The organism is Parafilimonas sp. (assembly GCF_051953455.1).
Classification (GTDB): Bacteria; Bacteroidota; Bacteroidia; order Chitinophagales; family Chitinophagaceae; genus Parafilimonas.
The window spans coordinates 36,359-61,964 of record NZ_JBQCIT010000041.1 but is presented as its reverse complement, the minus strand read 5'-3'; the positions used below and the strand labels follow the sequence as shown (position 1 = coordinate 61,964).

Genomic DNA, 25,606 nt, shown 5'->3' with positions numbered 1-25,606 from the left:
GCTTTGTTCAACGCTTTAGAATGTAATGTTTGCGCCTACATTAATCACCCGGTTTTGCGGAAACTGCAAACCGTTATCATCTATCACTTCCGGATCCAGGTTATACTGGGCCAGGTTATCGAGAGAGAAAGCGTTAAACACGTTTAAATAGAACCTTGCTTTTTGAATTTTAATTTTATCTATCCATTTTGATGGCAGTGTATAGCCTAACTCGAGCGTTCTTGCCCTGAACTGTTTTACGTTATGCAGCCAGAAAGTGGAGTTCCTGTCGTAATCGCTGTGACCGGTGCCGGGATTGTACCTGTTGGCAGGATATTTACCGGGTATCCATTCACTGTTAAGATCAAACGGATCTGCGCGGTGCCACCTGTCTTTAAATATTTCATTAAGGTTACCATTACCCTGGAAGGCCCAGCGTTGTTCCCAGTTCTGGAACCAGGTGTAACCTGTAGCGCCGGAGAAGTCGGCATGGAAATCAAACCCTTTGTATGCCATGCCAATCGATAAGCCAAAATTGGTAGTAGGTTGTGAACCGTATCCATAGCCAATTGGTCTTGTATCCAGTCCATCAATTTTATTATCGCCGTTTAGATCCTTGTAGATCAGGTCACCCGGCAATAGCGTCCTGTTACCCTGCCCGTCAATATTTATTGGATAATTGTTAATCTGCTCCATTGACTGGAATTGCCCTTCAACTATATAACCAAAGGTTTTATTATTCAGCCTGCCTTCAGCAGAATTATAGTATTCATCAATTGAGTTAAAGAATAAAGGATTATATGTAGCCAACGATTTTGAGCGGGCAATGGAAATATTTCCGCTAACATTAAACATCAAATCCTGTCCTATCTTTCCATTATAACCTACTGAAAATTCACCACCATACTGCGCATCGCTGTTCACATTTTCCTGGGGTAAATTATAACCCAGTTCAACAGGTATCAATATATCATTCTTGCTGCCCAAAAGGCCGGTACGCTTCCTGTAGAAGTAATCGAATGAACCAGTTATTTTTCCATTCAGGAAACTGTAGTCAAGGCCCACATCTGTGAGCTTGCTTTTCAGCCATGTAATCTTAGTAGTAGGTACACCTTTATCTCTTGCTACCGTAACCGAGTTGCCATCCAGGATAGCTACACCGTTGTTTCCATATGTATAACCCTGGAGATAAGCGTAAGGCGCAACAATGGGATTGTTATTATCATAGGGATTGGTATCATCACCCAATACACCATAAGAAGCCCTGATCTTTAAATCGGTAAGTATTTTTGTACTGTTATTAAGCAGCCTTTTAAAGAAAGGCTCTTCTGTAATTCTCCAGCCACCTGACACACCGGGGAAATAGCCTACACGGTAACCAGGCGCAAACAGGTAAGAAGCATCGCGCCTTACCGAACCTTCTATAAAGTATTTATTAGCGAAACTGTAGTTTACCCTGGCGAGATAACCCACCCTTGCTGTTTTATCATCGCTGTTTTGATACTGATCAATTATAGGGAAGTAAATAAGCGGAAGGTTATTGGAAATTGGATTGGCATGCACCCAGTTCCTGGCACGCCTGGTATCTAATCTTTCAGCCACAACCGTTGCACCTACTGTATGCTCACCAAATGTATTATTATAATTTAACTGGCCCTGGGTTGTAGTATTGATCTGTTTGATCTGTTCCTTTTCGCGCCAGGGGTTAGTGCTGCCGCCTGAGGGCTTATATGTATCTGTCGAGTCAATATACACGTATCCATTGTAGGTATACTCCTGGTTGTCCAGTACATTATCAGCAATATAATAAGAATATAAACCGCGCAACGTAAGACCTTTTATACCGGGTATCTGCCATTCCGCGTGAAAATTTGTTTGCAATACACGCCAGTTGCTTTGCAGGTGGCCGGCTATTTTATTGTTTAAATAAGCATAGTTGGTTTCAATATGGCCTATATCATTTAAATAGGCAGGGTTATCGTTGGCATAAGGCCTTTCGGTAGGATTATTTCTCAATACAGCGTAGCGCGCCAGCCAGTAATCATCGCCGCCTGGTACGCCCGGGTTTTCCCTTGTTTCTATTCTGCCGTTAATATCCATTCCCACCTTTAAACTGTTAGCCAGTTTTGCTGTAACGTTTGACTGGATATTGGTGCGCTTAAACAAATATTCTGCACCCAGTACAGAGTTCTGATAAAAGTGTGTGCCCGAAACATAATAGTTCACTTTATCCGAGCCGCCATTGATGTTTATGTTCATGGAGTTTTGCGGTGCATTGTTATTCCTGGTAATAAACTTGCGCCAGTCGAAGCTCCTGTATTGTTTGCCTGCACTTTCTCCCTGTTTATATTTATCCAGTTCTTCCTGTGTAATGTTGGTTGTACCGTTGCTGTTCATCTGCGCATCGGCCACATAATACATATAATCGTAAGAGTTAGTCAGCACTTTGGGAAAGCGAAACCATTGCTGCCATCCATAATATGCATCAAGGTTCACATTGTTTTTCCCTGTCGTACCTTTTTTAGTGGTAACCACTACTACGCCATTACCGCCGCGCACACCATATATGGCTGCAGAGGCATCTTTCAATATACTGATACTTTCAATATCGTTTGGCGCCAGGTTATTGAACTGTCCTGCATCCTGCTGAATGCCATCAATTACATACAAAGGGTTACCCATGTTGCGTATCTGGATATTGGCTGAAGCACCGGGCCTGCCATCCGGCATCCTGAAAGTAACACCGGGCAGCTTGCCGGCCAGTGTTGTACTTACCGTGGAGCCGCCATGCACACGGTCAATATCTTTGCTGGTAATGGTAGAAATGGCGCCGGTAACAGATCCCTTTTTCTGTGTACCATAACCAACCACCACCACATCACTAAGACCGGATATATCGTTGTTCAAAACAACTTCTATGAAAGACTGGCCTGCCAGGCTTTGTGTAACCGACGACATGCCTACATAAGAAAACAGCAGGCTTTTATCGGCCGGGGTAACCGTAATGGAGAAGTTACCATCATTATCTGTTGTAGCAAACTTTTTTGATTTGTCTGTGGAAACAGTAACACCCGGTAAAGCTTTTGCCGTTGAATCGGTAACATGCCCGGTTATGACAGCATTCTGGGCATTAGCCTGCGTTTGCATTAAAGCAAAAACAAAAACAAGCAGTGTAACCGCTACTGTTTTTGCAAGTTTGCTTTCAGAAAAATTTAAATAATAAAATGATTGATTGCGCAATCGTAAATATTGTTTCATAATATTACAGTTTGTGGTTTGTTCATGTTTTTATAGTTAGTGATTCAATACAATATTTTCAAGTTGAATTATTGATGAAGCGTTTCAGTTTTCCCATAAATTTTTTATTGATACAGCATAATAACAACCTTATCTTCTGCACAAAACATTACCGCATCAACATTATGTTGCTGATGTACAGGTATCATTTACTATGTATTGTTTTTTTAAGTAACCCGGTTTCGCACTACAAGCAATATTTCATACGGCCTTTTCAGCCGGCATACAATTTCAGAACGTAAAAAAAGTTATAATTCATAACTTATGCCTGGTTATTTGTATCAATCTTTCATCAAAAAATCTCAATTTGTTTTTGCTGATTGAGATGTTATGATAATTTAGCCGCGTTTAACTGTATAAATCATACATATTAATTTGAACCGTATTGCAGCCATATTAATTGCTTTATTTTTTATACATGCAAGCATTTATTGCCAGTCGTACCAGTTTAAACATTACCAGGTAGAAAATGGCCTTTCCAACAATACCGTGCAGTGCAGCGTGCAGGATGACCGCGGCTTTATGTGGTTTGGAACAAAAGATGGATTGAACAGGTTTGACGGGTATAATTTTAAAACATTCAGGCACGATGCGGAAGACAGCACTTCGCTGGATAATAATTTTATAAGAGGTTTATATAAAGATGCACATGGGAAAATATATATCGGCAGTTCTGCGGGTATATCAGTGTATAATGAACGGCAGGAAAATTTTAAAGAGCTTGTTGCAACAAGAAATACAATTCGTGAAATGGTTGGAGATACGGCAGGCAATCTTTGGTTCAGCGACGGGCTTGAACTGAAATGCTATCTATCAAAAACAAAACAGGTGCATGTTTATAAGAACGATGCATACGGTGATGCCAATACAGTTTGCCGCTCAGCCGATGGTACAATATGGGTAGGCACCACTAACGGTTATTTAAAAAAATATAATGCCGCCACAGATACTTTTACTGTTTATAATATTTTCTCTCATTCAACCCCGGCAACATCAAAATGGATAGAAAAAATATATGCAGATAATAGAGGCAACATACTTGCAGGCACTGCGAATTATGGTCTTAAAGTTTTTAATATTAAAGATGCAACTTATAAAGACATTATTACTTACAATGCAGACAAAACAGCCATTTATGTAAGAGATATTATTCAAAGCGCTGCCGATGAATATTGGATTGCTACAGAATCTGGATTATTTGTTTATAACAGCGCCAACGGAAGCATATCTAATCTTCAAAAACATTATAACAACCCTTACTCACTTTCAGACAATGCCATTTATACTCTTTGCAAAGACAAGGAAGGCGGCATATGGGCAGGCACTTATTTTGGCGGCATTAATTATTATCCCAAACAATATTATTCATTTGAAAAATATTTTCCCGATTACAGCCCTCATGCCATAAGCGGAAACGCCGTTAGGGAAATTTGTGAAGACAAATATGGGCACTTGTGGATAGGCACCGAAGACGGCGGTCTTAATGTATTTGATAAGCAAACAGGCGGGTTTAAAAAATTCAGGCCTACAGGTAAGAAAACAGATATTGCCTACTTTAATATTCATGGTCTTTTATGCGATGGCGATAAATTATGGATAGGCACTTTCGAGCACGGGCTTGATATAATGGATATCAAATCTGAAAAAATAATAAAACATTATTCGGCAAGCGCCGGCGCAGCGCAGCCCAAAAGCAATTTTATTTTAAGTATATGCAAAACCAGGAGCGGCGTTATTTACCTTGCCACCAGCCGTGGTTTATACAGGTATAATGCAACCAATGACAGCTTTATTTTTATTGATGAAATTCCGGATTATGTTTTTGCGCATTCTATAACAGAAGACCATAATGGCAATTTGTGGATACCCAGTTTTGGCAACGGTGTATATAAATATAATCCGTCAACAAATAAATGCAGCAACTTCAGGTATGATCCAAAAAATAAAAGCAGCATTGGCAGCAATACGGTTACAACCGTGTTTGAAGATGATAAACAACGTATATGGATTGGCACAGAAGGCGGTGGTTTATGTTTATTAGATAAAGACGGTAAAACATTTACAGCTTATTCAACAGGACAGGGCTTTCCCAGCAATACGGTATTTAAAATACTGGAAGATGAAAAAAATAATTTATGGGTAACCACCACAAGAGGTTTGGTATGTTTTAATCCTGATAAAAACCTGCTAAGAATTTATACAAAAGCAAATGGCTTATTAACCGACCAGTTTAATTATAACTCCGGTTATAAAGATGCAACAGGCAAAATGTATTTTGGCAGCGTTAAAGGACTTATCGCTTTTAATCCGGACAGCTTTGTAAACAACAATTATGTGCCGCCCGTTTATATTACAGGCTTCCAGGTAAACAATACAGAGCTGGTGGCTGGTCAGAAGAACTCACTACTGCATCAATCAATATCACTCACAAAAAAAATAAGCTTGCCTTATAACCAGTCTTCCTTCAGTATTGATTTTGCAGCGCTTTCTTTTACAGCACCCGGAACCATTGAATATGCTTATAAAATGGAAGGCCTTGATGAAGACTGGACGTATATTAAAACCAACCGCAAAGTTTATTTCACCAACCTTGCACCAGGCAATTATACATTCAGGATAAAAGCGGCAACCAATGGTGGTAAATGGGCTGATAACACACAACAAATAGAAGTTGAAGTATTACCGCCATTCTGGGCAACAACATGGGCTTATTTAATTTATACATTATTGATAGCGGCGGCTGTTTACTGGCTTATGCGCATGTATCACACCAGGCAGGTAGAAAAAAATAAAAGAAAGATTGAACTGATGGAACATGAAAAAGAAAAAGAAATATACCAGGCAAAAATTGAATTCTTTACGAATGTGGCGCATGAAATTCGTACACCGCTTACTTTAATAAAAGCGCCTATGGAAAAATTGATGAAGCATGCAACAGATATGAAGAACGCAGATGTCTATTTAAAAACGATGGAGAAAAATACGAACAGGCTTGTGGACCTCACAAACGAATTGCTTGATTTCAGGAAAACAGAAACCAAAGGCTTTAGCTTAACTTTTGTAAAGATTGATATTACTACATTACTCGATGATATGTATACCAATTTTCAAGCCATTGCAGAGCCGCGAAATATTGAATACACGCTTGTTTTGCCAACACAAATTGTATATGCTTATGCAGATGAAGAAGCACTGAATAAAATTTTAAGTAACTTACTTAACAATGCCATAAAATACGCTGCAAAAAAGGTGAGGCTCCGGTTACTGCCTGTGGCCCCGCACGCTGCAAACATGGTGATAGAAATAGAAAATGATGGTTATGTTATTCCTGAAGAATTAAAAGAAAAAGTGTTTGAGCCTTTTTTCCGTGTTGAAAAAACCAAACACCACATCGGCAGCGGTATAGGCCTTGCACTGTCCCGTTCGCTGGCAGCGCTGCACAAAGGCAGGTTATATATGAAAGAAGGCGATTTACAAATGAATGTTTTTGTGTTAGTGCTGCCGCTGAACCAGCACGATTTATCTGAGTATTAAAACAGCTTAATTGAAAATTGTACTAACCTGATTGCTGAACCTTCTGAAAATTAAAAATCTTGATGAACCCGGTTATTTTATTAGTTGATGATCATGAGGACATACTGGAATTTATTTCCAATGATTTGAGTGATAAATACACCGTATTAACAGCTTTGAACGGTAAGCAGGCTTTGGATATATTGAATGCAGAAACCGTGCATCTTGTAATAAGTGATGTTATGATGCCTGTACTGGACGGCTTTCAGCTTTGCCGCGAAATAAAAACCAATATTGATTTCAGCCACATACCGGTTATTTTACTTACGGCAAAAAATACATTGCAATCAAAAATAGAAGGGCTCGAACATGGCGCCGACGCTTATATAGAGAAGCCGTTTTCGCCCGAATACCTGCAGGTGCAAATAGCCAACCTGCTCATTAACCGCAATAAAATAAAAGAGCATTTTGCCAATTCGCCGCTGGTACATATAAAAAGCATGGCGCACTCCAAGGCCGATGAAGAATTTCTGGAAGAACTGAATAATATTATTTATGCCAATATTGAAAATGCATCGCTTGATGTGGAACAACTTGCCCGCAAAATGAATATGAGCCGGCCTACTTTTTACCGCAAAATAAAACTGGTGTCAGACCTTACACCGAATGAACTTATTAATCTTGCCCGCTTAAAAAAAGCCGCCGAATTGCTGGCTGAAGGCAATTATAAAATTTATGAAGTGGCCGAAATGGTTGGCTATAATTCGCAAACTAATTTCGGCAGAAGCTTTTTAAAACAATTTGGTATTACACCGAGGGATTATGTAAGCATTAAACAATCCGGAAAAAAGAGTGGATAACACTTAAAAACCAGGAAGAAAAAGCCGTCCTTATTTCATATGAATGTTTCCGGTACCGATTGCATAAATTAATATCATCGCTTATCTTTTTATGCGCATTTTTTATTAGTTTGCAGTAACTTTATTTAGTTTTTAGCTTGTATTGTAATTGACAAACCACGGCTTGTGCTATGTTATTGATTGCATTGACCTTTGATTAATCTGCGAAATACGCTTTGGGCTTGCCAATTTATTAATGATGAACCTGTATTCCAACTACTGGGTTGTGCCTGAATGATAATTCAGTTCCAGCACAGTTGTAATTCCATTGCGCCGATTGATAATACTAAAACTACAAACACCGCCAGTATGAAACAAAGACACCTTTTCCATGGCTGCTATGCAAGTAAGCTTGCACAATTATTATTGTTGTTATTTATTTTAAGTGCCGCCGCCAACGCACAGAATGCACAGGTTAGCGGCAGAATCACCTCTAATGAAAGTGATAGCACAGTTTCGGGCGCCACGGTTGCCGTTAAAGGCGGAAGAGCTGCTGTGGCGGCTGATGATAATGGCAATTTTAAAATAACAGCAGCGCCTAATGCTGTTCTCATTATAAGCGCCATTGGTTATGCCACGCAGGAAGTGCCTGTAAACAATCAAACCAATCTCATCGTTCACCTTATTTCCGGTACGCAGGCCCTTGAACAGGTGGTGGTGGTTGGTTACGGCACACAGAAACGAAAAGATGTTACAGGTTCTATTGCCAGTATAAATGCCGCTACCATTGAAAAAGTTCCGGTTACTACTTTAGACCAGGCCATGCAGGGCAGAGCGCCCGGCGTGCAGATAATAAATAATGATGCCGCGCCCGGCGGCAATGTAAGTGTGCTGATAAGAGGTATTGGAAGCATTGCCAGTGGCGGTAACCAGCCATTATATGTAATTGATGGTTATCCTACAACAGCAGGTATCAATAATGTTAATCCCAATGATATTGCCAGCATAGATATCTTAAAAGATGCATCGGCCACAGCTATTTATGGCATTCGTGCCGCCAACGGTGTTGTAATAATTACTACAAAAAAAGGAACTAAAAATAAAACACAGGTTTCTGTAGATGCCTATACGGGTATTCAATCAAAGCCGCAGGTATACGATTTATTAAATGCACAACAGTTTGCAACGCTTTCCAACGAGGTTGAAGATGCAGATTCAACCCATAGTTACCAGGGTTTACCCGTTTGGCGCACACCACAGGCACTTCACAGCGTAGATTGGCAGGATGCCATTTACCGCACCGGCTTAACGCAAAACTATACCATTGGTATTCGCGGCGGCAGTGATAAAGTGCAGGCTGCCATGTCTTTTGGCTATTACGATCAAAAAGGTATTATCATCGGTTCCTTTTTTAAAAGATATAGCCTTAACCTTAACCTCGATTACCAGGCTACCTCGTGGCTCAAATCATCAACCAGCGTAAAATATTCTTACCAGGATGCCAACAATCCCATTAATGGTTTTAATCTTTTAAATGTAGCAACTAACCCACCTACCATGGACAGTGGAAGCAGGCTTACTTACCAGATTAAAGATGCCAATGGAAATTATGGTTTTTATAATCCGCTTAAAAACGTTGTGAGTGGTTTTGGCAATCCTGTTTATTCTGTTGAGACGAACCAGTATTCCAATATTACCAATTATATATTAGCGACTTCTTCTTTAGAAGCAACCATTTACGACGGGCTTAAAATTAAAACCAACTTTGGGGCAAATGTGAATAATTTTTCCAGCTTTTACCTGCAGCCGGAAGATAACAGGGCGAGCCTTCAATATCCGGGAACCATTGTTACACCTGCCAATTACCACCAAACCAGCAATAAAACATTTGAATGGCTATGGGAAAATACGATTGCTTACGATAAAACTTTCGGGCAGCACACCATCAATTTCGTAGGTGGTATTTCAGCACAGAAAAATACATGGACGGGCATGGGTGGCGGCGGTATTCCTCCCAACAGTGTTACCAGGGATTTATCGCTGGTTTCAAATCTTGTATTGGATCAAAACACACCCGGTACAAATACCGGAAATGGCCGGAACATCTATACACTCGCTTCAGAATTTGCCAGGATTACCTACCAGTTTGCTGATAAATACATGGTAACCGGTACAATAAGAAGAGACGGGTCTTCTAAATTTGATACGGGCCATAAATATGGCACTTTCCCCTCTGTTGCAGTTGGGTGGAGAATAAAAAATGAATCGTTCCTGAAAGATGCCGATTGGCTTACTGATCTGAAGCTCAGAGGCAGTTGGGGCGAAGTAGGCAATGAGGCCCCCATAGGATTATTTCAATACCAGTCACTGTATGCCGGAAATTATCCCTCGAATGTAAACGGCGGAGGCCTTGATAACCTTGGTTACCCTTTTAATAAGATATATCAAAATGGCATTGCACAAACCCAGCCTGCCAATCCAACCCTGAAATGGGAAACCGATAAGCAATTGGATATTGGCCTGGATGCCGCGTTTTTGCATGGCGCGTTAACTTTTACTGCCGACTATTTTAACCGCGATTCAAAAGATTTCCTATTGCGGCTGGCATCACCTGCACAAACCGGGTATAATTCTATTACCCGGAATGTAGGAAGTATGAACAACAGAGGTTTTGAGTTCGCCGCTAACTATAGCAGTAACGGCAGCAAAGATTTTCATTATGGCATCGGCGTAACGCTGACGACCATTAAAAATAAACTTACGGGCATCACCTCAGGAACTGACTTCGTAACAAACTTTGGTGGTTTAATTTTAAACGGCTTCCAGGGATGGGATGAATATACCCGTTCCTATATTGGGCAGCCGGTGGGAGAATTTTTTGGTTACAAAGCTATCGGCATTTATCAATCCCAGGAACAAATTGATGCTTTAAATGCCAAAGCGCCCGGTGGCATATATCGCCCCGGCGCCGTTGCTGTACCCGGTGACCGTTATTTTGCAGATATCACCGGAGATGGCCTTGTAAATGCTGATGACAGGGTGCCTATCGGAAATCCTCAGCCTAAATTTTTTGGTGGGTTAAACCTTGACGCCACCTATAAAGCCTGGGATATCAATATATATTTCTATGGTTCTTACGGCAATAAAGTATTGAATTATGTGGAGAGCAATCTCGAAAGCCTTGCACGACGGGGTGGCGTTGGATCTGAGAATGTAAACCAGGCATACTACAAGAATCACTGGACGCCAACCAATCCATCAAACCGGTACGCAAGAGCCGTTGGCACGCCCGGCGATAATAGTTCCATTAACAACGTTCCATCCAGTGTATGGATTGAAGATGGCAGTTTCATTAAGCTGAAAAATCTTTCTATAGGTTATACTTTACCGGCAAGTTTATTAAATAAATTTTCAATTACTAAAGTAAGGGTATATGCATCTTCTCAAAATCTTTTTATTATCACAAAATATACCGGGCTTGATCCGGAAATAGGCATTCAGGGCGGCAATGCAACCCAGAACGGCGTTGATAACGGAACCTATCCATCCTCCCGGTATTTTACTTTCGGATTAAACGTAACATTTTAATAAGGCCAAATTCAGCTATATGAAAAGAATTAAATTAATCGTCATAATTTGTTTTATTGCGCTTCCCTGCACAATTATACCACTGGCATGCAGTAAAAGCTTTTTAAATCAAACCAACACATTTGGCATCTCACCCGATGCTGCTGCCAGTAAGCCGCAGCAGGTAATTTCGCTTGTAAATGCTATTTATGATACCTATCAAAATAGTGATTTGCTTAAGAAATGCATCTGGTACCGCGCTAATTTTGGAACGCATGATTTCTTTAACTGGGGTGCCGACGTATTTTGGAACAACTACCAAATTGCGCCCATTTTTGTGGGACTTATTACTTTCTGGAACCAATCTTATATTGGTATTGCAAGGGCAAATTCAGCATTTGCCGTTATTACCAAAGCAGAAACTGACGGTGTAATCGATCACGAATTAGCAAGTCGTTTAAGAGGAGAAGCTTTTTTTCTTAGAGGAATGACATACTATTATCTCGCCGCTTCGTTTGGCGGTGTTCCATTGGAGACAGATACTTCCGGCGCTTTAAATCTTGGTTTGAGACCGCGTGATTCACGCGATTCCGTGTTTATGCAGGTGGTTTCAGATATGCAACAGGCAGAAACTTTATTGTTATCAAAAACGCAGTTGTCTGCAGTTGATTTAGGAAGGGCAACCAAGGGTGCAGCCTATGCTTACGATGGTGCAGCGCGCATGTGGTTGAAGGATTATGAAGGGGCCCTGGCCGCTTTCAACAATCCAGAATTTAATAACTATCATCTGTTACCAAATTTTGCAGATGTGCATGAATATAATCATCAGAATAATGATGAATCTATATTTGAAGTTCAGTTTTATTTGAAACCAGGCGATCCTCAGGATTGGGGCGGAAGCTGGCAACCACCAGGCGCGGAGCTTGGCTGGATAGACAGCTTTAGCTGGCCTAACGAAATAACGCAACAAGGTTACGATTATGGTAATCCGGCTTTATGGAATTCGTACCAGGAAGGAGATAAACGTAAATACCTTACCATTGTTGGGCCCGGAGATTCTTTGCAAAGCCCTGGCATTATTGCCAAATGGGGCGGGGTAAAAGGTTATCCGCCGGTAGTGGCAGGATTTGCTGCAGGCAATCCGACCTACACCGCAGATAATGGTAAAATAATAAATACTGTTGGAACCAAAACCAGACCCTGGTATGGAGATGATAAACAACGTACAGGATATGTTTGTGCAAAAAAATGGAGAGATCCAAATCTTACCGGCAATTATAATAGTCCCAGCGATAATACCGCACATATTTTCGGAGATCAAAACCAAATATTAATGCGTTATGCTGAAGTTTTGCTAAGCAGGGCTGAATGTAAAATTCGCACAGGTGATGTTCCCGGCGGATTAGCAGATTTGAAACTTGTAAGAGACAGGGCCTGGGGCGGTACTGCTCCTGCTATAATGAAAGACAGTGCGAATTATGATGGCACTGCAGGCCAGCCAATTACTGACCCTTTGCAAATGGTGTTAAGTGAATACAGGCATGAATTGACCGGTGAATACTCAACCTTTTTTGACATTTGCAGGGCAGGCACCGATGTAGCGGTTGAATTTATAAATAAGATAAATGGTGCTAAAGAAGGAAACTATAATCCTGTTCCTAATCCGGCACCGGGGCCAACACATGACGGGCAAATACATGGTTTATACAATACCGCAATTACAGCGAACTGGACGCTGTTGCCAATACCACAAGGTGCCATTGCACTTAATCCAAACCTTACACAAAATCCGGGATATTAAATCTCATTATAAGCTTTGCAAAAGGGTTCCTGGGGGAACCCTTTTAATTTTATTCAACTTTATTGCTTCCAATTACGATTTATAACTACGTTTCCGGTAATCCCGATGCGTGACGAGGTGAGTGAAAGTGTAAAGTGACTCACGCTGTTTTTAAACTACGAATGCTAAAAGATATAAAATAGCACAAAGCATAAACTCGGGTGTATTGTGCCTGTGGTTCAAAAAAAATCAGGCTTCTGCCGCCACTTGAACTTCGTTTATTTGCTTTACGGTGAGCTTTTCCTGCAGCTTTCTTTTTTCAGCCCTTGCGGTTTTATGTTCGCCGGTGTGGCTCCAGCCAGGAGGCATTATGAGATAGAAGAATTTATTTTTTATGCCCGGCGCATGCCATACATCTTTTGCGAGGTAATATATTTCGCCGAAATAAACATCCCAGAAATTACGCGGGTTCATTGGTCTTGTTATGCCATATTCAATGGGCAATTCTTTCTTTTCATATTTAAATGTTCCAAAAACTTTATCCCATATATTCAGCAGGTTGCAAAAATTGGTATCCATATATTCCACATTCCGCGCATGGTGCACCCGGTGATGTGAAGGTGTAAGAATGACCTTATTCAAAAAGCCAAGCCTTGCATCTTTTAAAACATTTTCTCCAACATGAATAAATGCACCCCATGTTCCGTCAATAAACATTATAAAAAACAGCATAGGCGCATTTACACCAAGTAAAATACAGATGCTGGTTCTTATAAAATCTGCATACGGGGCTTCCAGGAAAAAATGGGCGTAGGTTACAGAAAGGTTCATGTTTTCAGGGGCATGATGTGTGGAATGCAGGCACCACAATATTCTTACTTTATGCGCCAGGAAATGATAAATAAAATGAGAGAACTCCCAAATAATATAGCCATAAATAAACCAGTACCAGGTAAAGGTTGTTTTAAAAATAGAATGTTTTTCAAACAGTCCAATGCAAAGCGCCACCATAGCAATGGAAATAAACCTTGATATAAACCTGTTGGCTACAAAAATGAAAAAGGGAATGCGGTAATCATCAATCTTGAACTTCTTATAAACAAGCGCCCTTATAATCTCTATAATTAATAAAAAAGGAATAAATGGCGATATCACCGAGAGTATGCCGTTGAATGTAAGCAGGCTGCTGTAATCGCCGCTTTTTACAACTTCAACCACGTGCCCGATACCTAAAAAAGAAATTACTTCGTTGTATAAAACTTCAAAAATATTCATGGCAAAAAATCTTATATACGCTGTACAAATTTAATCTTTAATTATTAACTGCCGATGGCTGGCTAAACTGTTGCATAAAATTGCTCCAGCAATCCATAATAATCCATCAATTGTTTTTGAGTGATGCTGCCGCTTAAATTTATTGTGTGCATGGCATCAATAAGTTGTTTTATATCATCTGCAGGTTTGCCCGATTTTATGGCAAGCTGCTGTGCAAATGCATCATTAATTTCTGATGTTGCAATTTTATAACGGTTGCGCACATAATCTAAAAAATATTGCGTTAACTTATTTGCAAGGTTTTTATGATCGCCCTTTTCATAATACAATTCGCCAATGGTTGTAACAAACTCAAGCGAATCATTTTTAGGTTTTCTATGAACAGGAATAATACGTTGCTTGCGCTTTGCTTCAGTAACTATATACAGGCTTAGCAAGAGCAGTGTTACCCAGAAAGCCCACCTGAAATTTTCATATTTTAATATAACCGATAAAACACCCTGTTTTTGCTGAGGATTTTGATTGTAGTAGTGATTCAAATAATATTCATCCCACACAATCTTTTTAGTATCATCCGGGAACAGGCGCATCAGCTTTTCAAAATATTGCCTGTTGTTTCCATACAACAAAAAGAAGTTAGTAAACGTAAATGGCGCGCTGTGAATAAAGAATTTACCATCAATAGAATTGATGGCTACTAAATTGGGCAGGTTAGCCGACGAATATCCTAAGTGAAAAGAAAAGTTGCTGTCTGTGTTTAAAAATTCATTGGCAAAATCAGCACCGGGATAATTCCAGGAAAGTGGTTTTTCAAAAGCAGACGAATCAAGTTTTACATCAACTGAATCAAAAGGATTAAATGGGCTGTGTACGCCTAATGCAAGTCCGTAATAATTAAAATGTTTATTTGATTTGAGATGAAAAAACTTTACAGCATTACGCGTGTATTGCAATGCCGAAATAAATACATAATTACCTTTTTGCACAAAGCCGGTTAAATAATCAAGATCTTCCTCTGAAGGTTCAAATGTTTTTGTTACGATTATTAAAACCTGTTTGGTTGAATCGCTGGTAAGATTTTGCCAGTCAGCAGGTGCATACCGGTTGGTTTCTATGCGTGCCTGCGGAAATTCTTTTTGCAGCAATTGGTAAGCTACATACGTGCCATACGGAATTTTATCGATGCGGTTAAGCGTAATGGTATCGTTGAATTTATGCGGCCTGCCGCAGGAACATACACTGATTGTTAGAATAAAGAATGATATGTATAAAAAAAAGTTTTTCATGCTGCTACCGGTCTGACGCCTGTGAGGCGTCTGACCGCGTTACCTGATCCTGTTTTGAAGTTTTATAAACTCGTTTTTAATAACTGCATAGCGTTCTGTTGTTATATCAAATTTGCCAAACCACACATATTCATAACTGTGCATGACTTTAAAAAAATCATCATAATACGTAGACTCATATAGTTGCTGAAGATATTGTTGGTCCGTATAATCCGGTTGGTATTGTATAGCATTTACATCGCTTAAAAGTTTTAAGGTTTGCAAAAACATTAAACGAATTGCAACACGATAATCATTTTGCTTTTCTGCATTTTGAATAAGCTTTGTGTAAGACAAGCTGAAGATGTCTTCGTATTCATCGCCATTATTTTCACCGGCTGCCGCAGTGGCATTCCTGGAAAAGATATTGACTTTATTCTGCATTAGAAAGTATATAACAGCTGCTGAAAAAATCACAATCATAGCAACCCATAAGAGGTTATTGAACCATGGTTGATAGAGTATGCTGTTCTGTCTTTCATCAACCAGTTCGCGGTTGCGGGCATGCAATAAACTATCGCGAAAATGCAGATCGCTTTTTAAGCGGGCTTCTAATTTTTCAATGGCAGGAATATACCAGAAATCGTCATCTTTCTTAAACCCGTTTACAGCAGCATCAGTTAGCCCGTGCTGTGCAATTTTTTCTTTGATAAATGGCACGGAAGCATCCGGCTTCCAGTTGAAAAAATATTGGGATGTATCGTAAATGTGTTTAACGGTTGTATCCACGTAACCGTCATCTTCATCATTATAAGTGGCTTCACTGTTTTGTGTAACAGTGTCAATATGCTTCATGCTGATGGTATCAACATAATTGGAATCAACCTGCGTGTATGCTGTTTGTGTTATTAAAAAAAGACAAGATAATGCAGTTGCAAATTTTATAACAACCCGGAAGTGATGAATACATAGCTGCTTAACGATACAACGGCACAAGTGTTGCGACGCAACCGTGATGCCACAAAGCCGCGATGCCGGTAACCCAAAAAATAATATCAAAATTTTGCGCAGCAACATTTATAAATCAGCAGCATTTAATTTTCGCTTCAAACGAATGGGATAAATAATAAAATAACCAAATACAATAGCCAATGAAAGTGTGATAATGAGCAGTTTTACCCATAAAGGCATATCAGTATGCCGTGTAAGAAAGGCCTCGAAAAAAGCAGCCATGAAAAGCATGGGAATATTTGATAAAGCAATAATAAGCCCTTCTTTTGCACCTTGCTTTAATGCATCAATGCGTTTAATGGTGCCGGGGAAAAGCCAGCTTTTGGCAAGCACCAATCCCGATGCCGCTGCAATAACAAAAGTGGAAAGCTCGAGTGTGCCATGCAGCATGATGGTAAGCAAACTATCCCGCAGCAAACCGTTATTATAAAACATATATTCAAATGCGCCTACCATAACTGAGTTTTGTATGAGGCTTGTTATGGTGAAATATCCAAAGAGAATACCGCCGCCAAATTCATACAACGATACTTTTACATTGTTGATAAAAATGTAGATGAAGGAAAGAAATTCGTTGCCATAACCATACACGCCAAAGGGATGACCATCTTTTATATTTTGCAGGGTCATATCAACGTAAGCATCGCCAAGAATGCGGCGCACGAAGGCCTCATCGTTTTTTGCAGAGAAAAGGCCAATCGCTACAAAGGAAACAAAAAGGCAAAAACTAACCAGCAATACACGATGATGTTTTGCAATAATCAACGGCAGCGTGTATTTAAAGAAACGAACAATACGATTAGTGTTTTCTTTTTTATTTTGATAAATGGCCAAGTATTTTCGTGCCGCCATTCCGTTTAAATACTGCGTTGTTTTGCTTATGGGATAAAAGGTTTTGCTGTAGCCGAGGTCTTCAACCAGTTGCGTAAACTCCTGCGCCATTTCATCAGGATGATCGCTGGGATTATCCTGTATCTGTTTCCAGCGATTGCGGTTGCGTTTTATAAAAAGGGCTTCTCTCAATGGTTCTGATGTTTGGGTGTGAAAATTAGAATTAGTTTATCTTTCCGCCAATTGTTTATGGAAAAAATAAAAATTCCCACAAGCTTTAATATAGAGCTCGATTTTGAAACACCGGAGTTTCATAAACGGCTTTTTGCGTGGGTAATTGATATTTGCATCCTGGTAGCCTATTACAATATTATGATGTATGTGTTGCGGGCAATAATGCATTCGCAAAATTCAGGCAATAACCTGCCACTGCTCTATAACATGAATGCGCTATATCTTTTATTTTTTCTGCCCATATTATTATATCATTTATTCTTTGAAATTATAATGAACGGGCAAAGTATTGGAAAGAAGCTGATGCATATAAAAGTGATTGGTGAAAACGGTGGCAGGCCTGCATTACATCAATATTTGATACGCTGGCTTACGAGGCCATTTGATATTGTTTTTTCATTGGGGCTGGCCGGCTTATTAACAACCGTATTAAGCAAGAAGAATCAGCGTTTGGGCGATATGGCGGCAGGCACTTTGGTGATTAAAACGAAAATAGAAACGGATATTGATGATACCGTTTTTCTTGAACTGGAAGATGCGTATAAACCCCGCTTTCCGCAGGTGATGCGTTTAAGCGACCGTGATATGAATACCATTAAAGGCGTATTGAACAACAGCATACGTTACAGGAATTTTGATGTAGCAGCAAGGCTCAGCGATAAAATCCGTAACGTTTTAGATATTACGGAATATGTGGAACCGGTAGCGTTTTTGGAAATATTGCTGAAGGATTATAACTATTATTCGAATAAAGAGTAACAGAAAGTTAGCTATATAATGCAATATGCTAATAGGTTTTTAAGTAAATTGCATAAAAGCGTTTGAGATGTCTATTGTTGTAAAAGCAAAATATGAAAACGGGAATGTAAAATTGCAGGAACCTGCGCCAACGCAGGAGAATGTTCCTGTATCTGTTATATTTCCAGATAACGCAGATAATAATATTTCTTTAAAAAAGAATGAAATTAAATTTGGCTCCCTCGCAGGGAAAATAGCTGTACCGGAAAATTTTGATGACCCTTTGGACGAATTTCAGGAATATGAACCCTAATGAAAATCCTGCTTGATACACACATCTTAATTTGGGTGCTTGAAAATAATAAGTTCCTGACCCCCTTTCATAAATCAATATTGGCTGATGCCCACAATGAGAAAATTGTAAGCCAACTGAGCTTTATAGAAATAGCAATAAAAATCAATATCGGTAAACTTCCGGGCTTTAATACTTCGCTTCATGATTTTATTTACCATGTAAAGAACGATGGTTTTTCAATACTGCCAATAGCAAACAAACATTTAATAACTTACACTTCGCTACCGTTTATTGGCAATCATAAAGATCCTTTTGACAGAATGCTAATCGCTACTGCCATTAATGAAAATATGGCTATTATTACAGTTGATGATAAATTTAAACTTTATCAAAGTCTGATACGACTTCTCTGATTTAATATTACTTCAATCTTCCGGAAACTGCGATTTATCTATGCCCGGCACTATCCTTAAAGCATTTTTATAATACACTTTCTTTAAAATATCATCAGGCAAACCCATACCATACATACGCCAGAATGCATGGTATTTTTTGTGATAGGGAAAATATTCATCTTCTGTTTCCAGCACCCGGAAATAGGTGGCATATTCAGAAGGCACCCAACTGTCTTTGCCAAATAGAATCCTGTCCTGGTATTTGACAAAGAACGCTTTTGCAGCCCTCGGCTGACGCCCAAGCTCTGCTATAACAGCACCAAACTCTACTACTACATTAGGCAATGCAGTAAGCAATGAATCAAGCTTTGCAAGATCATTGGCATACCAGCCAAAATGAGCTGCGATAAATGTTGTGCCGGGATGTTTTTTAAACATATTGTGCTGTTCATTTATCAGTGTTTGCCAGGGCGCAGGATCGGTATCGCTTCTTTTGCGGCCGGGGTGTGTTTTTAATTCAAGCCAGCGCTCGTTATGTTCATCCATTGGTTGCCAGAAAGGTGCAGGGTCTGCTGTATGAATAAGCACGGGTATTTTTAATTCACCACATTTCTCCCATATCGCATCCAGCCTTGGGTCATCAATCGTAACACGTTTGCCTGAAACATCTTTTACAGAAAAACCCAGGTTCTTAAATATCTTTAAACCATTTGCTCCGTTGTGCACATCTGTTTCCAGTTGCTGCACAGCTTTTTCGGTCCAACCCGGCGCACCAACATTATCAAAATTAATGTTGGCAAAAACAATAAAACGTTTTGGATATTGTGCATTGATATTATCAATCATCTGCTTTAACCTGTTGCCATTGCCGCCGCTTAAATTTACCATTACCTGCAGGTTAAGGCTGTCCATATCTTTTATTAAACCATCAAGGCTGCCATTGCCCATATTCCACTGATGATTATGCACATCAATAAAAGGATATTTGGCTTTGGTTAATTTATGCTCTGGTACAACCAAAGTTGAAACAGGATCATATTGTTCAAAATCCATTTTGCTGGATTGAGAGAATGCGGGTATAAACATACCCAGCATATATAATGTTGCAGCAATTTTAAGCATGGTTATTTAAAAATTATTTACTGAAATATAAAATGATTTTTTGACTTGGTTATGATCAAATGATGATTGGCCTGCATAAAAAAATCCCGCACAAGGCGGGACTTAAAAAGATACATACAACCTGCGTTATTTTTTCTTGCTCGCAGCATATTCGTCATTGAGGCGCTTCACTATTTCATTCGTAATATTTCTAACTGAATCTTTGTAATAAATAACATTGTCATCGCCGCTTGTTGCAAAAACATAAGTATAGCCTCTTTGTGCACTGTATGTTTTTAAGAAAGCCTGTATCTTATTTTTAAGCTCAAGCATTTTCTGCATGTATTCGCCCTGGAAATCCTGACTTAAACTTTGCTGTTGCTGGGCATAATAATTATCCAGGCGTGCAAGGTCTTCCTGCATCTGGCTTTGCTCTGTTTGAGATAAGGTAGCGCCACGCTTATTATACTCATTCACCTTTGTCATATAATCCTGCTTAATTTTATTAAGCTTGGCTTCAACTGCATCATTCTTTCCCTTAAGATAATCACGGGTTTCTTTGGCAAAAACATAGTTTTTGTCAATCGAATCTATATCGAAATAAGCTATTTTAAAATTCAAATCAGTTGAATCATGTTTTGGGGGAATTACGGCAGCCTTTGCTGAATTATTATTATAAAAAGCATAAAACAAATAGGCAACGGCCAATAACAGAACAATGTTTAAACCTAATAAAAATTTATTCATTCGTGCATTTTTTTTCAGCGGTCTCATGGAACGCCCTTATGTACACTGCCCTGTGTGTCCGGATTTACATGGGCATTTCATTCATTGAGTTTTATAACGCGTGAAGATAAAAGCAATGGCATCAATAAAATTGTTAAATCAACCATTGTTAACGCCTGTGTATTTATGCGCGAAATGGCTTTGAAGTTGTTTGAATTGTAAAGCAAATACCATCATCAGCTACCGGTCTTAATGCTATGCAGGTGGTAAAATGAGTTAAGCAGTTTCCTGAAGCTCCGGCCGGTAATTATATTCAACTCTGATCAAACAGCTTCTCAACGATTATCATTCTTAACATTTTCAAAATATTGCAGGCTGTTTTGTTTGTCTATATCAATCTGCTTCACCAGTTCTTCCAGCGTGTTAAATTTTTCTTCGCTGCGCAGGTATTTACAAACGAAAATTTTCATGGTACGGCCATAAATATCTTCATTAAAATTAAAAATATTCATTTCAATGGTACGATCTTTTCCATTTACGGTTGGGCGAATACCAATGCTCATCATACCCTGAAGAAGCTGTGGGCTGTGAGCCACAGATTGCAAGCCTGCGATTGTTTTTTCTGTTGATCGCTGATCGTTGACCGTTGATGGCAAACTCATCTCCGCTTCTGCCACATAAATGCCATTGGCAGGCACCAGCTTATCTTCATCATGAACAATAATATTAGCAGTGGGATAACCGAGTGTGCGGCCAAGCTTGTTGCCATCAACCACCATGCCTTCAAAAAAATAATTATAGCCAAGATAGCTGTTAGCAGTTTCTATTTCACCGGCAAGCAAAGCTTCGCGAATGCGGGTGGAGCTTACAGTTATATCGTTAATAAGCTGTTCAGGAATTTCCTTTACTGAAAATCCAAGCTTTTTGCCAAAGCTTTCCAGCAAATGATAATCGCCGGCCCTGTTTTTTCCAAACCGGTGATCGTAACCGATAATTAACGTATGCGGCCTGCATTTTTCAAACAAAAAATTAACAACATATTCTTCCGGCGTTTGTTCAGAGAAAGCTTTATCAAAGGGAACAACTATCAAATGATCAATACCAAAAGATGCCAGCAGGCTTATCTTTTCTTCCAGTGTATTCAGCAAATAAACTGGTGTTACGGTTTTTATAACAGAGCGCGGATGCGGGTGAAAAGTAATGATAATGGTTTCACCATTTATCTTTTCAGCTTCTTCCTTTAACTGTTTTATTATTTGTTGATGGCCGAGATGGACACCATCAAATGTGCCAATGGTCACAACCGAATTGCGGAACTGTGGTAAATGATGTATGGAACGGTGCACCTGCATAAAATGGCAAATATAAGACCCTGAAAGCCCCAACCCTAAAGGGTGTTATTAAAGTTGCGCATAATTAATCATAGTAAACTTATTTTTGCGGCAATGAAATTGTATAACCAGGCAATCCAATACTCCCCATCAGGGGATGGAAACACAAATGGAGGCGGTCTCTATTCCAAACGCGGGGTTTCTGCCCAGAAAGAAGAAGTGCATGCTGCCATAAAAAATCTTGATAAAGGTTTATACGAGTTTGCCTTCTGCAAAATATATCCAGATTTTATTGGCAATGACGATGCGTTTGTAAATGTTATGCACGCCGATGGTGCTGGTACCAAAAGTATTCTTGCTTATTTGTACTGGAAAGAAACCGGTGATATTACTGTTTGGAAAGGCATTGCGCAGGATGCGATTGTAATGAACCTCGACGACCTGCTTTGTGCTGGCATTTATGATAACATTCTTTTTTCTTCCACCATCGACAGAAACAAACTGGTAATACCCGGCGAAGTGCTGGAACAGGTGATTAATGCCACGCAGGATTTTTTTAATAATATGAAATCATTTGGTATCAATATTCATTTTCTTGGCGGCGAAACAGCCGATGTGGGCGATGTGGTGCGCACCATTGCAGTGAACGGAACCGTGATGGCAAGATGGCCAAAGAATAAAATAATCACTAATGAAAAAATAAAGCCGGGTAATGTAATTGTTGGTTTTGCCAGCAGTGGAAAAGCATCATACGAAGATGCTTATAACAGTGGCATTGCCAGCAATGGTTTAACCAGTGCAAGGCATGATGTGCTGCATAAATATTATGCTGAAAAATATCCTGAAACATTTGAGCCTACACTAAGCGACGATGTTGTTTATATAGGCAGGAATAAATTCAATGATGAAATAAATAACTCACAACTTACTATCGGCAAACTTCTATTAAGCCCAACGCGCACCTATGCGCCTTTAATGAAAGTATTGCTTGAACAATATTTTGATAAGATGGATGGCATAATTCATTGCAGCGGCGGCGGACAAACCAAATGCATGAAGTATTTGCCGCAGCCTTTAAAAATTATAAAAGATAATTTATTTGAAGCACCCGGAATTTTTAAGATCATTCAGCAAAATTCAAATGCTGATGACAGGGAAATGTACCAGGTGTTTAACATGGGCCACCGCCTCGAAATTTTTACAGATGCAAACACAGCAACAGCATTAATTGATGAAGCAAAGCAATTTAATATTGAAGCAAAGATTGTTGGCCGTGTGGAAGCATCCGCTAAAAAAGAGCTGGAATTACATGTGAATGGTAACACTATTATTTATTAAACACGCATGAACAAAGATGCTAAAATTTACATAGCCGGGCATAAAGGCATGGTAGGTTCTGCTATTTTAAGAAAGTTGCAAAGCCTGGGTTACAACAATCTCGTTTTAAAAACATCCGGCGAATTAGACCTGCGCAACCAGCAGCCCGTAACACATTTTTTTGCTTCAGAAAAACCGGAATATGTTTTTCTTGCGGCTGCCAGGGTAGGCGGAATTGTGGCTAACAGTACTTACCGTGCAGATTTTTTGTATGATAACCTACAGATTCAAAACAACATTATTCACGCTTCTTTTGTAAATAATGTAAAGAAGTTATTGTTTCTCGGCTCAAGCTGCATTTATCCTAAAATGGCGCCGCAGCCAATAAAGGAAGATTATCTTTTAACCGGCCCGCTTGAACCTACAAACGAACCTTATGCTATCGCAAAAATCGCAGGATTGAAATTATGCGATGCTTACCGCGATCAGTATGGCTGCAATTTTATCTCTGCCATGCCCACTAATTTGTATGGCATCAACGATAATTATCATCCCGAACATTCGCATGTATTGCCGGCTTTAATAAGACGTTTTCATGAAGCTAAAGTGAATAATGCTGCATCTGTAACAATCTGGGGCAGTGGTGCGCCGCTACGTGAATTTATGTATGCTGATGATCTTGCAGATGCCTGCGTTTATCTCATGCATAATTATGACGAAAAAGGCTTTATAAATATCGGAACTGGCGAAGAAGTTTCTATAAAAGAACTGGCATTGCTTATAAAAGATATTGTTGGTTATAACGCTGAAATACAATTTGACACATCAAAGCCCGATGGCACGCCAAGAAAATTGTTAGATGTATCGAAACTGCACAGTAAAGGGTGGAAACATAGCACACATTTAAAAGAAGGCATAAAACTCGCTTACAAAGATTTCCTTACGTCAAAGTTTGCAGAAAGATAGGGCTTCAAAAACCTATCACCATTTTCAGTCTTTTCCATAATTCATTATCAAAACCGGATAAAGCAGGAGAAAATCCGCCTGCACTTTCTCCCATTCTTATAACAACCAGTTGTTGCGATGGAACAACATAAATCTTCTGATCATTTTTGCCAAGTGCAGCATACATATCCATCGGCGCTTCGGAAATAAGATAACCCGGTAAAACCAATTGTGATCCCGGCGCCATATAACTGCCTTTTCCATTAAGCCAGGTGAGATAGCCATAGCTAAGATTAAGATTTTGCGAAGTATTAATCTGGCTGTTAAAATAACTGGTATCGCTCAAAATAGCTGTTGCATTCCATTTGCCTTTATTAAGCATAAGCAAGCCAAACCTTGCCATGCTGCGGGCTGTGCTGTAATAAACATTATTGGAATTAGGCACTTTAATCCAAAGGCCGTTCATACCAATACGGTCTCTTATCTTTTGCCGGAAATAATTGTTATAACTCATGCCGCTGGCACTTTCAATAACCGCATCCAATAATGTATAAGCTGCATTATGATAAGCCCATCTTGTTCCGGCATCCGCCTTGTATTGAAGACAGGAAGGTAATGTGCAATCGGGGTTTGTTACATCATCATCCAGTCCTGTTGTCATCGTTAACTGGTTCTTTACTGTGATGAGGTTTTCTTTTTCAGCAGGCCCGGATGTCCAGCCTGTGCCAATATAAGTTGATGTAGGTTTATCAATATCTATCAATCCATCATCCTGCGCAATACCTGTTAAAAATGCGGTGAGCGTTTTGCCGGCAGACGCCCAGTACCAGTTACTGTCGGCGGTAAAACTGCCAAAATATTTTTCAGCCGCTATCTTTCCGTTTTTAAGGATGATAAAGGCCTTTGTGTGTTTACTTTCAAGGTAAGTGTACAGGTCACCCAATGCCGATGTATTCCATCCTAAAGAATCCACAGAAATATTTTGCCAGGTATTATTGTTAACCGGCGGAAAATATAAAGCATTGCCTGAAGGCGGCGTAGGAGGGGGTGCGTTTTTACTGTTGTTACATGCCGTAATAAATAAACAAAGTATCAAGAGGCAGGCAGTGGTTAGATCAAGAACTGGTTTCATTGCCGTTTGAATTCCTCTTTATAACGATGAGTTTT

18 protein-coding genes are annotated in these 25,606 nt (G+C 39.6%); 9 read left to right on the top strand and 9 right to left on the bottom strand.

All coding sequences use genetic code 11. The features are described 5' to 3' along the window. Positions 1 to 15: 15 nt before the first annotated feature. Complete coding sequence (locus ACTHN6_RS15565; RefSeq protein ID WP_440436694.1) at positions 16 to 3,237, bottom strand: SusC/RagA family TonB-linked outer membrane protein; 3,222 nt, start codon at positions 3,235 to 3,237, stop codon at positions 16 to 18. Positions 3,238 to 3,651: 414 nt separating this feature from the next. Here ACTHN6_RS15565 and ACTHN6_RS15560 point away from each other — a divergent pair, with 414 nt between their 5' ends. The 4 genes from ACTHN6_RS15560 (at position 3,652) to ACTHN6_RS15545 (ending at position 12,996) form a co-directional block, all read left to right on the top strand. Further along, positions 3,652 to 6,810: a ligand-binding sensor domain-containing protein gene (locus tag ACTHN6_RS15560; protein WP_440436693.1), complete on the top strand. Its 3,159-nt coding sequence runs from the start codon at positions 3,652 to 3,654 to the stop codon at positions 6,808 to 6,810. 62 nt (positions 6,811 to 6,872) lie between these two features. Then, positions 6,873 to 7,649 (top strand): response regulator transcription factor, encoded by a 777-nt coding sequence (locus ACTHN6_RS15555; RefSeq protein ID WP_440436692.1) that lies wholly within the window; start codon positions 6,873 to 6,875, stop codon positions 7,647 to 7,649. A gap of 348 nt (positions 7,650 to 7,997) precedes the next feature. Then, entirely contained in the window at positions 7,998 to 11,216 is a 3,219-nt protein-coding gene (locus tag ACTHN6_RS15550) for a SusC/RagA family TonB-linked outer membrane protein (RefSeq protein ID WP_440436691.1), read from the top strand. Positions 11,217 to 11,235: 19 nt separating this feature from the next. Next, positions 11,236 to 12,996, top strand: coding sequence for a RagB/SusD family nutrient uptake outer membrane protein (locus ACTHN6_RS15545; protein WP_440436690.1), 1,761 nt, complete (start codon positions 11,236 to 11,238; stop codon positions 12,994 to 12,996). Between the two features lie 228 nt (positions 12,997 to 13,224). On the opposite strand, the gene ACTHN6_RS15540 is transcribed toward ACTHN6_RS15545, so the two are convergent. From ACTHN6_RS15540 to ACTHN6_RS15525, 4 genes are all read right to left on the bottom strand, one after another. Further along, complete coding sequence (locus ACTHN6_RS15540) at positions 13,225 to 14,250, bottom strand: sterol desaturase family protein (protein WP_440436689.1); 1,026 nt, start codon at positions 14,248 to 14,250, stop codon at positions 13,225 to 13,227. A gap of 62 nt (positions 14,251 to 14,312) precedes the next feature. Further along, positions 14,313 to 15,536, bottom strand: a complete 1,224-nt coding sequence (locus ACTHN6_RS15535) for a DUF4350 domain-containing protein (protein WP_440436688.1) — start codon at positions 15,534 to 15,536, stop codon at positions 14,313 to 14,315. 39 nt (positions 15,537 to 15,575) lie between these two features. Then, complete coding sequence (locus ACTHN6_RS15530; RefSeq protein ID WP_440436687.1) at positions 15,576 to 16,370, bottom strand: hypothetical protein; 795 nt, start codon at positions 16,368 to 16,370, stop codon at positions 15,576 to 15,578. Between the two features lie 222 nt (positions 16,371 to 16,592). After that, positions 16,593 to 17,549 carry a stage II sporulation protein M gene (locus ACTHN6_RS15525; protein ID WP_440436686.1) on the bottom strand — a complete coding sequence of 319 codons (957 nt, stop codon included), beginning with the start codon at positions 17,547 to 17,549 and terminating at the stop codon, positions 16,593 to 16,595. Positions 17,550 to 17,606: 57 nt separating this feature from the next. Between ACTHN6_RS15525 and ACTHN6_RS15520 the strand changes: the two genes are divergently transcribed. The 3 genes from ACTHN6_RS15520 (at position 17,607) to ACTHN6_RS15510 (ending at position 19,037) form a co-directional block, all read left to right on the top strand. Then, on the top strand, positions 17,607 to 18,350 hold the full coding sequence (locus ACTHN6_RS15520) for an RDD family protein (RefSeq protein WP_440436685.1): 744 nt from the start codon (positions 17,607 to 17,609) through the stop codon (positions 18,348 to 18,350). Between the two features lie 67 nt (positions 18,351 to 18,417). After that, positions 18,418 to 18,642 carry a hypothetical protein gene (locus tag ACTHN6_RS15515; RefSeq protein WP_440436684.1) on the top strand — a complete coding sequence of 75 codons (225 nt, stop codon included), beginning with the start codon at positions 18,418 to 18,420 and terminating at the stop codon, positions 18,640 to 18,642. Then, entirely contained in the window at positions 18,642 to 19,037 is a 396-nt protein-coding gene (locus tag ACTHN6_RS15510; protein WP_440436683.1) for a type II toxin-antitoxin system VapC family toxin, read from the top strand. Before ACTHN6_RS15515 ends, ACTHN6_RS15510 begins: the two co-directional genes overlap by 1 nt. Before the next feature lie 12 nt (positions 19,038 to 19,049). On the opposite strand, the gene ACTHN6_RS15505 is transcribed toward ACTHN6_RS15510, so the two are convergent. The 3 genes from ACTHN6_RS15505 to ACTHN6_RS15495 form a co-directional block, all read right to left on the bottom strand. Beyond that, positions 19,050 to 20,141 (bottom strand): amidohydrolase family protein, encoded by a 1,092-nt coding sequence (locus tag ACTHN6_RS15505; RefSeq protein WP_440436682.1) that lies wholly within the window; start codon positions 20,139 to 20,141, stop codon positions 19,050 to 19,052. 126 nt (positions 20,142 to 20,267) lie between these two features. Continuing rightward, on the bottom strand, positions 20,268 to 20,867 hold the full coding sequence (locus ACTHN6_RS15500) for an OmpH family outer membrane protein (RefSeq protein ID WP_440436681.1): 600 nt from the start codon (positions 20,865 to 20,867) through the stop codon (positions 20,268 to 20,270). A gap of 314 nt (positions 20,868 to 21,181) precedes the next feature. After that, a complete protein-coding gene (locus ACTHN6_RS15495; protein WP_440436680.1) occupies positions 21,182 to 22,198 on the bottom strand; it encodes a bifunctional riboflavin kinase/FAD synthetase in 1,017 nt (338 codons plus the stop codon). Positions 22,199 to 22,291: 93 nt separating this feature from the next. Here ACTHN6_RS15495 and ACTHN6_RS15490 point away from each other — a divergent pair, with 93 nt between their 5' ends. Both ACTHN6_RS15490 and ACTHN6_RS15485 read left to right on the top strand, forming a co-directional pair. After that, complete coding sequence (locus ACTHN6_RS15490) at positions 22,292 to 23,515, top strand: AIR synthase related protein (RefSeq protein ID WP_440436679.1); 1,224 nt, start codon at positions 22,292 to 22,294, stop codon at positions 23,513 to 23,515. Positions 23,516 to 23,521: 6 nt separating this feature from the next. Beyond that, positions 23,522 to 24,460, top strand: coding sequence for a GDP-L-fucose synthase family protein (locus tag ACTHN6_RS15485; protein ID WP_440436678.1), 939 nt, complete (start codon positions 23,522 to 23,524; stop codon positions 24,458 to 24,460). Between the two features lie 4 nt (positions 24,461 to 24,464). On the opposite strand, the gene ACTHN6_RS15480 is transcribed toward ACTHN6_RS15485, so the two are convergent. Then, positions 24,465 to 25,571 (bottom strand): serine hydrolase domain-containing protein, encoded by a 1,107-nt coding sequence (locus tag ACTHN6_RS15480; protein ID WP_440436677.1) that lies wholly within the window; start codon positions 25,569 to 25,571, stop codon positions 24,465 to 24,467. Between the last annotated feature and the right edge of the window lie 35 nt (positions 25,572 to 25,606).